The 13,415-nt window shown below is 66.8% G+C and carries 11 protein-coding genes; 3 read left to right on the plus strand and 8 right to left on the minus strand.

Features of this window, described 5'->3' with window-relative positions:
- From D6M19_RS27580 to D6M19_RS27610, 7 genes are read right to left on the minus strand one after another with little or no spacing between them, the layout of a single operon-like run.
- Window positions 1-1,497 carry a flavin-containing monooxygenase gene (locus D6M19_RS27580; RefSeq protein WP_123028462.1) on the minus strand — a complete coding sequence of 499 codons (1,497 nt, stop codon included), beginning with the start codon at window positions 1,495-1,497 and terminating at the stop codon, window positions 1-3.
- 1 nt (window position 1,498) lies between these two features.
- Window positions 1,499-2,419, minus strand: coding sequence for a ferritin-like domain-containing protein (locus D6M19_RS27585; RefSeq protein WP_123028463.1), 921 nt, complete (start codon window positions 2,417-2,419; stop codon window positions 1,499-1,501).
- A 9-nt stretch (window positions 2,420-2,428) separates the two neighbouring features.
- A complete protein-coding gene (locus D6M19_RS27590; RefSeq protein WP_123028464.1) occupies window positions 2,429-3,271 on the minus strand; it encodes an SDR family NAD(P)-dependent oxidoreductase in 843 nt (280 codons plus the stop codon).
- 3 nt (window positions 3,272-3,274) lie between these two features.
- Window positions 3,275-4,252 carry an alpha/beta hydrolase gene (locus D6M19_RS27595; RefSeq protein ID WP_123028465.1) on the minus strand — a complete coding sequence of 326 codons (978 nt, stop codon included), beginning with the start codon at window positions 4,250-4,252 and terminating at the stop codon, window positions 3,275-3,277.
- Window positions 4,253-4,307: 55 nt separating this feature from the next.
- Window positions 4,308-6,230: a zinc ribbon domain-containing protein gene (locus tag D6M19_RS27600; RefSeq protein ID WP_123028466.1), complete on the minus strand. Its 1,923-nt coding sequence runs from the start codon at window positions 6,228-6,230 to the stop codon at window positions 4,308-4,310.
- Entirely contained in the window at window positions 6,227-7,834 is a 1,608-nt protein-coding gene (locus D6M19_RS27605; protein ID WP_123028467.1) for a S53 family peptidase, read from the minus strand. Before D6M19_RS27605 ends, D6M19_RS27600 begins: the two co-directional genes overlap by 4 nt.
- Window positions 7,835-7,843: 9 nt before the next feature.
- Window positions 7,844-8,107, minus strand: coding sequence for a hypothetical protein (locus tag D6M19_RS27610; RefSeq protein ID WP_407665416.1), 264 nt, complete (start codon window positions 8,105-8,107; stop codon window positions 7,844-7,846).
- Window positions 8,108-8,336: 229 nt separating this feature from the next.
- On the opposite strand from D6M19_RS27610, the gene D6M19_RS27615 reads away from it, so the two are divergent.
- Both D6M19_RS27615 and D6M19_RS27620 read left to right on the plus strand, forming a co-directional pair.
- Window positions 8,337-9,056: a DnaE2-dependent mutagenesis accessory factor ImuA' gene (locus D6M19_RS27615; RefSeq protein WP_123028479.1), complete on the plus strand. Its 720-nt coding sequence runs from the start codon at window positions 8,337-8,339 to the stop codon at window positions 9,054-9,056.
- Window positions 9,053-10,621 carry a DNA polymerase Y family protein gene (locus D6M19_RS27620; RefSeq protein WP_206428654.1) on the plus strand — a complete coding sequence of 523 codons (1,569 nt, stop codon included), beginning with the start codon at window positions 9,053-9,055 and terminating at the stop codon, window positions 10,619-10,621. Before D6M19_RS27615 ends, D6M19_RS27620 begins: the two co-directional genes overlap by 4 nt.
- Here D6M19_RS27620 and D6M19_RS27625 read toward each other — a convergent pair whose 3' ends face one another.
- Complete coding sequence (locus D6M19_RS27625) at window positions 10,622-12,010, minus strand: DUF1254 domain-containing protein (RefSeq protein WP_123028468.1); 1,389 nt, start codon at window positions 12,008-12,010, stop codon at window positions 10,622-10,624.
- Window positions 12,011-12,102: 92 nt separating this feature from the next.
- On the opposite strand from D6M19_RS27625, the gene D6M19_RS27630 reads away from it, so the two are divergent.
- Window positions 12,103-13,415: HNH endonuclease signature motif containing protein (locus D6M19_RS27630; protein ID WP_164478721.1), on the plus strand; the 1,313-nt coding region annotated here is incomplete at its 3' end.

Consider the following 13,415-nt stretch of genomic DNA (forward strand, 5'->3'; position numbering starts at 1 on the left):
TCAGGCCGTTGATGAGACCGCGGGCGCGGCTGCCTCGCGCGCCACCGCCTGATAGTCGCCGAACCGGAAGTCCCTCATCTGTCGAAGATACTGGGTGGCGAAGCCCGGGTACATCGATGCGTTGAAGCCGTCCTTCGTCAGATACCAGCTGCTGCAGCCCGACATCCAGGTCGTCTTGGTGAGTCGCTTCTGAATTCGCCGGTTGTAGCGTCGCTGCACGTCCGCGCGGACGTCGAGATAGCGCAGGTTGTCCCGCAGGATCGTGGTGATCCCGCTGACCGCGTACTGAATCTGCCCCTCGACGTAGACGAGCAGCGAGTTGTGGCCCGGCCCGGAGTTCGGCCCCGTCATGAAGAACAGGTTGGGGTAACCGCTGGCGTTGATGCTCTTGTACGCCTGCGCGCCGTCGGCCCAGTCTGCGTTGAGTGTCCGTCCGCCGAGCCCGGTGATCGGGTACGGCGGCCCGGTCAGGTGCACGTCATATCCGGTGGCGAACACGACGGCGTCCAGATGGTGCTCGACACCGTCGCTGGTGCGGATCCCGGCGGGGCTCATCGTGGCGATCGGCCAGTCGATCAGCTTGCAGTTGTCGCGCTGCAGCGCCGGGTAGTAGTCGCTGGAGATCAGCATCCGTTTGCAGCCGGGCGTGAAGTCCGGCGTCAGCTGCCGTCGCAGCCACGGATCGGACACCTGCGACCGGATGTGCGCCTTGCCGAGCCGCGCCACCAGCGAGGTGAGCGGGGTGTCCCACACCATGGCGGTGGCGGTGACTTCGTGACCCCAGTACAGCACCTGGCGGGCAAGCTCTTGGGTGGCAGGCACTTTCGCGAAGAGTTCCTGCGCCGCGGCGGGCATCGAGACGTCCAGCCGGGGTAGCACCCAGCCGGGCGTGCGCTGGAACACCTTGACGAAATCGGCGCGCTTGACCAGTTCGGGGATGATCTGCACCGCGCTGGCGCCGGTACCGATGACCGCTACCCGCTTTCCGGCGAAGTCGTAGTCGTGGTCCCAGTGTGCGCTGTGGATCTTGTGGCCCTCGTAGGTGTCGAGACCACGGATGTCCGGCCATTTGTGGTCGGGCAGCGGTCCCGAGGACAGGACTACGGTGCGGGCCCGGAATCGCTTGTGCGCCGTCGTGGTGAGTGTCCATACGCCTTCTTGTTCGTCGAAGTCGAGCTTGTTGACCTCGACACCGAACTGAATCCGCCTGCGCAGGTCGAACGTGTCGACCATGGCTTCGATGTGGTCGCAGATCTCACCCGCCGGCGAGTAGGCCCGCGACCAGTTCGGGTTCTTCACGAACGAGAACGAATACAGCAATGACGGAACATCGCACGCCGCACCGGGATACGTGTTGTCGCGCCACGTGCCGCCGACGCGGTCCTCGCGTTCGAGGATCACGAAGTCGTCGACACCGGCCTGCGTCAGCTTGATGGCGGTGCCGATGCCGGTGAAGCCGGCCCCGACGATCAGCGTGTCGTACACCCTGTCAGCCATGTCAGGCCGCCGGCTCGTGGGTCAGTTCGTTGAACCACGACGGGATCGGGCTCAGCAGTTGCTTGGGGTAGCGGTCCGACATCCACACCATGGAGTTGGCAACCAGATGGTAGGGGTGGCGCGGGTTGGTCACCCATCCTGCGTGCCGCTTGAGCACGCGGTAGGTCGGTACGCGGCGGGTGTGCTGGCCGCGCTCGCCGAGGGTGGAGAACCGCTGCACGGCCTTGTACAGCCGCTCGGGCTTCAGGCCCATCGCGACGATCTCGTTGCGCACCCGGTTGAGCAGCGGGACGTACATGATGGTCCCGATGATCAGCCCCGGCGAGGCGACGCTGCCGACGAAGTCGATGGCCAGTTTGCGCGTCTTGGCGTTGCCGATCATGTCGAGAACCTCGAAATCGACAGCCAGATGCCGTGACTCGTCGTTGTTGATCTTCTCGAAGACCTGGTGGCACACCGGGTCGCTGACCTCTTCGAGGAGGAACTTGAGCAGCGCCCCGTCGAGCGCGACCTCGAGCATCGGGATGACGGTGCCGAGCACGGCGAGCGACATGCCGTCGGCGAATCGGTCCAGCCAATCCATCGCAAGCCGGATGTTGACGTTCGGCTCCGGCATCTCACCGTCGTCGAGCATCCCCCAGCGTTTCATCAGCGCGAGTTCGGCGTTGGCGTGGCGCTGCTCCTCGGCGTGGAAGTAGCGGTAGATCTCGGCGATGGTCGGCGTCGGGGCCTTCTTCGCCAGCGCCGCGAAACCTCTGGCGCCGATGTTCTCGATCCAGCACAGGTCGGCCATGAAGGCCTTCAGTTGGGGCCGCTGCTCGTCGGTGATGAATTCGGCACCCGGCGCGTCCCAGTCGATATCGGCCAGCGCCCACTGGCGGTCCTTGATCTTCGCCAGCATGACGTCCATGTCGATCGCCACAAGTTCCTCCTAGGTCGCGAAACGCGTGCTGAGGCCGGCGGCGCGGGTGTACACCGTCGGAGTAAAACGCTTTATGCCCCAACCGATCCGAGCATCCGGCTGCGGCATGCAATACAGGCCGCCGCGATCGAGGGTGTCCAGGCAGGTGCGGGCCACCCGGTCGGGGGAGAACCCGGTCCACCGCATCAGCCTGTCGCCGAGCTGTGTCGATTTGTCGGTGATGCGGCCGGAGTCGACGATGTTGGTCTTGACGAATGTCGGGCACAGCACCGTGACATTGACGCCGGTGCCGCTCAGTTCTGCGGAGAGTGTCTCCGACAGCGACAGCACGCCGGCCTTGCTCACGTTGTAGGCCGCCATCCCCGGTGCCGCAGCGAATGCCGCGGCGGATGCGACGTTGATGATGCCTCCGAGTCGGCCCGAGCGCCCGGCCTCCTTCAAGATCGGCGCGAAGACATGACAACCGTGGATCGGACCCCACAGGTTGATGCCGAGTACCCAGTTCCAGTCGTCGATCTCGGTCTCGCCGATCGTCGTGCCACCCGCACCGACGCCTGCGTTGTTGACGACCACGGTCGGCGTGGCGCCCAACCAGTCTTGGGACACCTTCGCGAGTTGGATGACGTCCTCGAGCTGGGTGACGTCGCAGCGTGTCGCCAATGCCTCACCGCCCGCGGCGACGATGCCGTCGGCCGTTGTGCGCGCGGTTGTTTCGTCGATATCGCTGCAGACGACCCTGCCCCCTCGGCGGGCGAGCTCGGTGGCGAACGCCGCGCCTATGCCGCTGCCTGCGCCCGTGATGACCGCGGCGGCGTCGTTACTGCGTTTCGACGACGATCCGAATATGCCCATTGCTCAACCTGCTTCCTGGCCGACGGCGTAGTCGCCGAGCGACTCTGCGATGAACCGCGCGATGTTTCCCATCGCGGGGGCGGCCTCCGGGGTCATCCGTGGTAGTGCCTGGAAGACGTGCACCTGATCCGGCCAGACCTGCAGTTCGCATTCGCCGCCAGCGGCGTTGATGTCGGCGGCCAACCGCCTGGCGTCTGCGACGAGCATTTCGGCTCCGCCCGCCTGCACGAGCGTCGCCGGCATCGGTCGTCCGCCCGCGACGTCAAGCGTCAACCGAGGATGGGCGAGGTCGGTTTTCGCACAATACAACCCGACGAGCCGCTTGGCATCGCGGACACGGATCGCCGGGTCACGCCGCAGTGCTTCCCTGGTGCGCGACAGCTCGAAGGAGAGATCGATGAGCGGCGACATCAGAACCATCGCCGCCGGGTGGGCGACGTCGGACTGCAGCAGCATATCGACGGCAAGGTGGCCGCCCGCCGAGTCGCCTGCGATGATCAACCGCTGCGGTGCCAGGCCGTGCTGGTCGGCCAGCCAGTCCCATCCGGTCCGCACATCCGTTGCGGCGGCGGGGAATCGATGACGAGGCGCGAGCCGGTAGTCGACGCCGAATACGGGCAATCCGGTCAGGGTGGACAGCCACGTCGTCAGTCGGCGGTGCGTGCGGGGCGAGCACAGCGCGTATCCGCTGCCGTGCACGTAGTAGATCGCGCCGTTTCCTCGACGCACACCCGCCGCGAGAACCCACTCACCGATCAGCCTTCCGCCACCGGGCATCCGCACATCCACGTGCTCGACCTGCGTTCCCGCAAGAGACGGGCCAAAGGTGTCCATGACACCGGAGATGATCCGGCGCGAGGCCCACAGGCCCCAGGCCCGCTCGGGCGGAAGCACCGCACTCACCTGTCGCAGGGTCACGGTGCTGATCGCGGCCACGCCACGGCTCCTCATCGAGCCGCGGACGGGCAAGTTGTCCGCCACGTCCCGAAGTACAACAGCAAATGTTGACATTTGTCAATGTCAACATTTGGAGGTGTCAGCGAGGGGGGTCGCCCCGCCAGCTGAAGCTGTTGACGTATTTGCCCATGTCAAGGGCGAGCTGGAGGTTGGCGCCCGAGGGCTTGCCAAGCCCGAAGTCCGGGCCGAACTGCCGGAACGGTCCGACGGCGGCGGCGATCAACGCGAGGTCGTTCTTCACCGACACCATCGCGATCACCCGCATCCGCATGTAGTTGCTGTTGGCGCCCTGCGGCCAGCAGTCGGCGACCAGCCCGTACCCGGGCATGTAGCCCACCATCGCATTGGGGATCTCGTAGGCGGTCTTGGTGTCGGGGAAGGTTGCGTCCACAAGGCCTTTGGCGATGTCCTCTGCGGTCTGCCCGTTTGCGGGCCTGCTCATCAACTGCATGGTGCCGCCGTCACCGCCGAGGAAATCGGCGCGCACGCCGGTCGGGCTGGTAGTGATCTTGTACGCCGCCCCCGGTGCCGGATACGAAACGGAGAACGAGCCGTCAGGTGCGGTGAACCGGGGGTTGACTTCGACCGGCTCGCCGGTCGGCGGGTGCCCGCAGTCCGGCGGGCAGATGTAGCGGGCGGATGGTTTGTGGATGACGACCGACAGGCCGACCAATGCGACCGCGACCACCACGATGCCCGCGCCCCACGTCCGCAACAGCCGGGCATACGACGTCCGTCGCACCGGCGTGGCGTCGTACGTCCCGGCCATGACTGAGTAGCCGGGATGTGTCTCGTCGGTTGTCGGTTCGTCGGGCTCGCGGCTCGTCGGCCGTGCTTCCCGCCGCTCGTTTCTCGACGACCGCGACGCCGCTCTGGTGGCCACACCACATGCCGGGCAGAAAGCCATATCCGGTACCACGTGGTTACAGTGCGGACACAACACCGGCTCGTCGGAGTGGATCTCGTCGTGTGCTTCGTGCAGCAATGCGAGATGAAGCCCGACGCGCAGCAACAGAAGCGCCACCATTGCCACCGACAGATGAACGATCAACTGCAGCCACTGGGGGATGTGCGACACGTCGACGAGTCCGAGCCCGGCATAGACCGCCACCACGGCGGCGGCGAAGCCGGCGAGAATCGCCCGGATGTATCCGGTGTGCTGGTCGGCCTTGCTCGCGGGCCGGGTGAACCACAGCGCCGCACCGATGAGCCCTCCGATAGCCGCGGCCGTCACCGGCACCGCTATCCCGCGGATACCCGCCTCGACGAGCAGTGAAGAAATCGGGCGGGCGCGAGCCACCATGCCGGAGGCGAACTGCGGCGCCAGCCGCGTGATGGTGGCGGCGGCGCTGAAGGTCAGGGCGCCGAGCGCGCCGATCATGAAGCCGTCCAACGACTCCCGATTCGATTGCCGCAGCAGGCGCACCGCCACCGCAGGCACGAGCATGAGAAGCATGCTGCCGACCGGGACGCCAAGTCCTTCGCGAAGGAGTCGGCCTGCCGCGATCCCGGTGCCAAGCGGGACCCCGTAGGAGCGGGCCACCGCGGCACCCGTCAACAAGACCCATCCGACTCCCAGCGTGATGCCCAATCCTGCGGTCAAAAGCAGGTCGCGAGCGGGAAGATCGCGAAACGCATCCGTCTCCCGCAGGTACAGCAGGAACAGCAGCGGAAGCCCAAGTGCGGCAACGGTGATCAGAGCCGCGGGCATCCGCAACGTCGCGAACGTCACCAGCCCGATCAGCACAAGAGCCAACACGATCCGGAACGGCGTGCGGGATTTGTGCGGCAGGTTCGGGAACAACGAACTGGCCAATGACGGCAGCAGCAGATGCTCACCAGGGGCTGCGCCGTAGGCGCTGATCCGCAACCAGGACGGCCCAGTTCCGCGCCGCTCCGTCAGGACGTCGCCGCAGAGCCCGCAGAATTCGCCTGCCGGAACCTCGGTCTGACAGACCCGGCACTCCATCGTCGTGGGGGAGTCCTCTGTCGGTGCGCTCATGCTGTCAGCTTCTGCAGGACAAGGATGTTGCGGACGAGGTTGTCGACGTCCGGGGTGCCGAGTCCGGTAACCAAATCGTATCCGGGCGCCGCATCAGCCACCGCGTTGCCGCCGAGGGTGACGTCGCGGAAGCCCGGCAGCCTCGAGCCTTCTGCGACCGAGTACAGCAGGGGATTGAGGTCTCCGAGGAGCCGTCCGCCGTTCTCGAGCAGGTACTGGTTCATCACCGCGGCGAGCCCCGCCCAGATCGGCGCCGACTGAGACGTTCCGCCACCGACCAACTGCTTGCCGTTGAACACGATCTTGACGCCGGTGAACTGGTCGGCAACGGCGGCGACGTCCGGCGTGAGCCTGCGGCCCTGGTCCCTGTTCGGCAACACCGCTCTCTGCCACGGCGGCCGGTCGAACAGTGCGGACACCCCGCCACCGCTGCCCAGCGACAGCGGCACGTCGAACCAGGCCTGTTCGGATTGCCATACGCCTGCGGCATCGGTGGACAGGGTGGTGCCGCCGACATCGGTCATCTCCGGCAGCGATGCGACGGAGTCCAGCCCGATATCGGCGTCACTCGGCGGCGACGACCAGTCCTGGCCCCCTTTGCATTCCAGGCCGGCGAGGTCACCGCTGGCATTGAAAGCCGTTGTGCCATTTGCATGTGCGTCCGCGATCGCCGACCGCACCGGCGCGAGATCGGCGGCGGTGATCAGCTTGTCGCAACCCCAGCCGATCGAGAAGCTCCACACCGCACCTGGAAACTGCCGGTCAGCCGACGCCAGCATCTGCGCGATCTTCTCGTAGACACCGCCGTCGCCCTCGACGGTCGGTCGGGCGTTGATGACCACCTTCTGCGCGTCGGGTGCGACGGCGTGGGCCACCTCGAGGTCCATCGTGGTCTCGCCGCGCGGGTTGGCGGGCTGGCCGCCGACAACGGTTGGGGTGAACTTCGGCAACTTGTACAGGCTTGCGAAGCTGTCGAGATCGGCCTGGTCGAAGCCGTCGAACGCGAAGATCACGATGGTCTGACCCTTGCCGGTGTATCCGGCAGAGGCCAGCTGGCTCACGTTGTAGGTGTTGCGCAGCGCGCTTGGCTGCAGCCCCATATCCGGCACGTCCAGCGGGAGCATCGGTGGTTTGGACTCGTGATGCGGGATGTAGCTCAGGATGCGGCCGAGTTCGACAACCTCTGGACGCAGTTGTTCGGGCACCGACGGCTGTTGTGGGGACGCATAGAACAGCTGACCGCGCTGGCCGCGATAGTCGTGTACTTCGACATCGAAGGCGGAGCCCACCTTGTCTGCCTCGCCCTCGACGACGGCCCAGTTCTTGCCGGGCTGCCATCGCACCGCCAGGCCTTGACCACGGGCCCAGCTGACCAACTGAGTCGGCTGGGTAGAGTCGCGCAGTTCGACGGTCAGCTGGGTGTCATCGCGGTGCGAGGGTCCGAGATCGGTTGAGGCGCCGAGCAACAGCGCAAAGGGCCCGCCGATCACCCGGGGTACGTCATGCGCATGGGTGATCCGCAGATCCGACGCCAGTACAAGCACCCCCGCCGCCGCGATCAACGCCAGCAGTCGGTGCCCGGCGCCAGTTCGCCTACCGGGCACCGCGATGCGCTAGTTGTCGCCGGGAGGCGCCGTCGGCGCCGGAGGTGCGAGGACCGATGGCGAGAACGGGTTCGGTCCGGTGGGATCAAGCCGTGGCGCCTTCTCGGTCGGCTCGGCCGGTGCCGTCGTCGTGGTGGTCGTGGTGGTGGTCGAAGTCTCGGGAGCCTTCTCCTCTTCCTTCGCGCACGCGGCGGAAAGCCCGACCAGGGCGATGATCGCGGCGGCTCCGGCGATGGCCGGAATGCGACGAGCCGATCGACGTGTCGTCATCATTTTCCTATCTGTCCCCCGACTTACTGTGGAACCGCTGTCAATACGGTTCGTCGTTAAAACCTTATCCGATATACGCAGAGTTCCTCAGGCGTTAAGCCGCAGGCGTACGGCAACCGAGACCCCGGATTGTGCTGCCGGCGCTTGACGGTGTCGGTAGGCGGGTGTTTACTCGTTGTATCGAACATACTTTCGAATAGGCAGTGATTCGGGTGAGGTGGAAGGTGCTGGTGTGACGGCGGCGACGAGCCTGGATCGGCATCGGGTTGACCGTGCTGAGCAGGTAGAACACCTGCGCCGCAAGATGGCGGCGATATCCGGGAAGGTTGGTCAGGGCCGCCGTGGTGAGTTGCCGTCGAACGAGGTGCTTCCCGAGTCGGAAAGTTTGCTGCCCCAGCCCGAATCCCTCACTGAGACGCTACCGACCGCATTGCCGAGGGGAACGGTGGCGGTGCTGTCGGGTGCGCGGTCACTGTCGCTGAGCATGGTGGCGGCGGTGACGGCAGCTGGCGGGCATGCAGCCATCGTTGGCCAGCCCGACGTCGGTCTGCTTGCGGCCGTTGAGATGGGTGCGGACCTGAGCCGCCTCGCCGTCATTCCCGAACCGGGAGCGGATCCCGTTGAGGTGGCAGCGGTGCTGATGGACGGCATGGATCTGGTCGTGCTCGGTCTTGCCGGGCGTTCGGTGTCCGCGACACGGGCACGGGCGGTGGTCGCCCGCGCCCGCCAGAAGGGTTGCACGCTGTTGGTCACCGGTGGTGACTGGCATGGCGCATCGGCTCGACTGGAGGCCAGGGTCAGCGGCTACGAAGTGACCGGCGGCAGCTGGGGGCACCACCCGCTTGCGGGGGACGGTAGACCCACATCCGGGTGCGGCCGGATCAGCAAGGTGCGGTTGGACATGCGGGCGAGGCGGCGAAATTCCGGATCGGTGCGTGCGGTAGGCGAATGAGCGCACAGAGGGTGCTGGCCATCTGGTGCATGGACTGGCCCGCGGTGGCCGCGGCCGTGGCGGCTGATCTGTCCCCGACGTCTCCGGTGGCGGTCACGCTGGCCAACCGGGTCATCGCCTGCTCGGCGTCGGCCCGCGCTGTCGGCGTGCGCCGGGGTCTGCGCCGTCGCGAAGCCCAAGCCAGGTGCCCACAGCTGCACGTCGTGACCGCCGACCCGGCACGCGATGCCCGGCACTTCGAAAACGTGACGACGGCGGTGGACGACCTGGTGCCGCGTGCCGAGGTGCTGCGGCCCGGCCTGCTGGTGTTGCCGGTTCGCGGTGCGGCGCGCTACTTCGGCTCCGAACAGGCCGCGGCCGAGCGGTTGGTCGATGCGGTGGCGGCTGCCGGCGCCGAGTGCCAGGTGGGAATCGCCGACCGGCTGCCCACCGCGGTCTTCGCCGCACGCGCCGGGCGCATCATCGAGTCGGGCAAGGACGCGGTGTTCTTGTCCGCGCTGTCCATCCGGCAGTTGGCCACCGAGCCGAGCCTGGCCGCGCCGGGACGCGAAGACCTGGCGGATCTGTTGTGGCGCATGGGTATTCGAAACATCGGGCAGTTCGCCGCGCTGTCCCGCGCCGACGTGGCATCCCGGTTCGGGTCCGATGCGGTAGCCGCACATCGTTTCGCCCGCGCCGAACCGGGCCGTGGGCCGTCGGGACGCGAACCCCCAGCGGATCTCGATGCCGTGATGGACTGTGATCCGCCGATCGACCGGGTGGACGCCGCGGCGTTCGCCGGCCGGTCGCTGGCCAGCGACCTGCATCGCAGCCTCGAGTCGGCGGGTGTCGGCTGCACCAGGCTGGCCATTCATGCCGTGACCGCCAACGGTGAAGAGCTGAACCGCGTTTGGCGTTGTGCGGAACCGCTGACCGAGGACGCCACCGCCGACCGGGTGCGCTGGCAGCTGGACGGCTGGCTGAATCGCCGCAATCCCAACGACAGGCCTACCGCGCCGATCACCGTGTTGCGGCTGCAACCGGTGGAGGTGGTGTCGGCCGAGGCGTTGCAACTTCCGCTGTGGGGCGGCATTGGGGAGGAGGACCGGCTGCGCGCCCGCCGTGCGCTTGTTCGAGTTCAAGGTCTACTCGGGCCGGAGGCCGTGCAGGTGCCGGTGCTCAGCGGCGGCCGCGGACCCGCCGAGCGCATCACGTTGACGCCGTTGGGTGATGAGCCGGTGCCGCGGGCCGACCCAGGGCAGCCGTGGCCGGGGCAACTGCCTGAGCCATCGCCGAGCGTGCTGCTCGACGACCCCGTCGAAGTGCTTGACGGTGAAGGCAATCCGGTTCGGGTGACCAACAGGGGACTGTTCTCCGCGGAACCCGCGCGGCTTGCCGCCCCCGGCAGGGATGGCGCGTTGTCCTGGTGGGCGGGACCATGGCCGGTCGACGAACGGTGGTGGGATCCAGACCGCAAGGCAGGACGTACCGCACGGGCTCAGGTGCTCGTCGACGGAGACCCGGGGCAGGCGCTGCTGCTGTGTTACCGCCAGCGGCGGTGGTACCTGGAAGGGATATACGAGTAGTCAGTGCAGCTTCTCGATGTCTGGAAGCTTCCAGCTCTTGTCGAGAAGTGCTTGATCAGGTCCGTAGAACCGGAAGATCACCTCGAAAGCGTTGCAGGCCTTTGTCGGTACCCAGTTCGATGATGCACCGTCGGGTGCCGTTGGACCGAAATAGATGTCGACCGAACCGTCGGGGTTCGTCGCCAGGTTCGCCGAAGTGGACGCCCGGCTCGAGCGCGGAGTGTCCCGGATCAGGGCGTGGGTCTTGCCGTCGTAAGCCGTCGCCGACCAGTACTGGCGCACGGGTGCGGATGCGGGCACCCGCAGTCGGTAGGGGGTCCCGCCGTCGAGCTTGTTTCCCTTGCCGTCCCTGAGCGTCATCAGGTAGAACTGGCCGGCGCCAAGGTGTTTGGCGCTGAAGAACGCCATCGAATAGGTGACGGCGCGGTTGTCGACGGGGTAACTGCCCGGGTCGGCGAAGTTCGTCGTCATACCATCGATGACCTCGCTGGATGCGGGCACATGCCAGTGGCCGCCGTCGAAATAGGGCGGCGGGAAATAGGCCGTATCCAGTCGGTTCACCAACCATGAGTGCGCCTCGTGCGCGGCAAGGTTGAAGATTCGGCGCGTCTTGTCACCGGGCGCGAACGGCCGGCCCTTCTCGATACCGATGGATTTCAGCTTGTCGATCATCGCCTTGTCGCGGCCGAGCCACGGCTCGGTTTGCACGACGGCGTTGAGGGCATCGAAGAATCGCGCATCGTAGGGGATGGTCGCGTCGAACAGCGTGTCGTTCGCGTCGATGTACGCGGTGTCCTGCAGCTCGGCCACACCCGAAAGTGGATACACCCGAACGCGCTTCCCGTATGCAACCGCCTCGGCGATATCGGCGTCAGTCGCGCTGCGATAGTTCGAGCGCAGCAGCGCATACGACTGATATGTGGGCGAACGGCACGGCAGATAACCGTCGGGGACCGCACCCGTGTGATCGGGCGGCAGGATGAGATACCTGCCTCCAGTTCCCCTGTCGGCGCCCGCGGGCCCGATGTCTTCGACCGCCGTCTGCCAGCAGTCGTCGATGGAGCCGACGATCGTGCCGGTGTCGGCCGGCGGTATCTCCAGCACGACAGGTCCGACTTCTCTGGTGTCGAAGAACGGCATGAAGTAGATGGTGTCGGGGTTGGGTGTGAGCGTCTGGTTCTTCCAGTTGACGGGGAGCGACCAGAACACCACCTGGTTGGCCGACCCGCCGAGCTTGGCCATCTGGCGACGCATCAGTTCGAAGTTGACCGCGGGCATGCCCCAGATCACTGCCTCGATGGCACGGCGATGCAACGCCCGGTCGGCGATCTCGGCCGGGTTGGACGGCGGACCCGCTGACGGTTCCGGTCGTTGCCACAGCGTGCGCATGGCGCGCCTCCAACGTCGCGCTGCCCGCCATTCAACCCCAGCTCAAGCGGGATCGCGAAGTTTTGTCGGACCTGCGTTCTATACTCGAACATGTGTTCGATTCGGTGTTCGTGGCGGCGTCTGATGTGGAGCTGGTTGCCGCGATCGAGGATGGGGTGCGTCAGGAGGCGATTGCTGGTGCGCGCCGGTTGGCTGCGATCGCCGAGTTGACGCGGCGCCGCGTCGACGCCGATGACGAGCGGGTGTGGTGGGCGTTTGATCCGTGGGATTCGGTGTGTGCGGAGGTGGCCGCGGCGATGGCGATCGGGTCGCGGCGCGCTTCGGGGCAGATGCGCATCGCGCAAGCGCTGCGTGAGCATCTGCCGCTGGTGGCGGCGTTGTATAGCAAAGGGGCGCTTTCCACCCGGCTGGTGTCGACGATCACCTGGGGCACCCGGCTGGTCGACGACGACGAGGCGTGGGCGCACATCGACGCCGCGGTCGCCGAGCGCGCCACCAGGTGGGAGCGGTTGTCGGAAGACAAGCTGCGCGACGCGGTTCAGATGCAGGTGGCCCGCTTCGACCCCGACGCCCAGCGGCGCACCGAAACCGCGGTGCGGGGCCGCGACTTCACCATCGGCGCCTGTGACGACGACGACGACACCGTCGCGGTGTGGGGGCGGCTGCTGGCCCACGACGGTGCCGTTCTGCAGCAGCGGGTCACCGCCATGGTCGACGGGGTCTGCGCCAACGATCCGCGCAGCGCCGGTGAACGCCGCTCTGATGCGATCGGCGCGATCGCCAACGGTAACGACGTCCTGGCGTGCCGGTGTGGCTCGCCGGCCTGCCCCACCACGGGGGTGACCCCCAAGTCGAATGTGGTGATCCGGGTGATCGCCGACCCAGCCGCCATCACCGACGCCACCACCCCACCCGACACCACGGCCGAACAGGGCGTCGCCGACAAGCCCGACACCACCACCGCGGTCGATCGGCGGCTGCCGGCACCCGCGCTGCTGCTCGGGCACGGGGTGTTGCCCAATGCGCTGCTGGCCGAGGCGATCCGCAACGGCGCCACAATCAAGCCGATCCGGATGCCCGACGCCGCACCCGAGCCGCGGTATCGGCCCAGCGACGAGTTGGCCGAGTTCGTGCGGATGCGCGATCTGTTCTGCCGCTTCCCCGGCTGCACCGTGCCCGCCGACCGCTGCGACATCGACCACGTCATTCCATGGCCGTGGGGACCCACCCACGCCTCGAACCTGAACTGCAAATGCCGCAAACACCATTTGATGAAAACCTTCTGGACCGGCATTGGTGGCTGGGCCGATCAACAACTGCCCGACGCCACCGTGATCTGGACGGCGCCCAGCGGTAAGACCTACACCACCCAGCCCGGCAGCCGGCTGTTCTTCCCCACCTGGAA

The sequence above is a fragment of the Mycolicibacterium stellerae genome (assembly GCF_003719305.1).
Lineage (GTDB): Bacteria > Actinomycetota > Actinomycetes > Mycobacteriales > Mycobacteriaceae > Mycobacterium > Mycobacterium stellerae.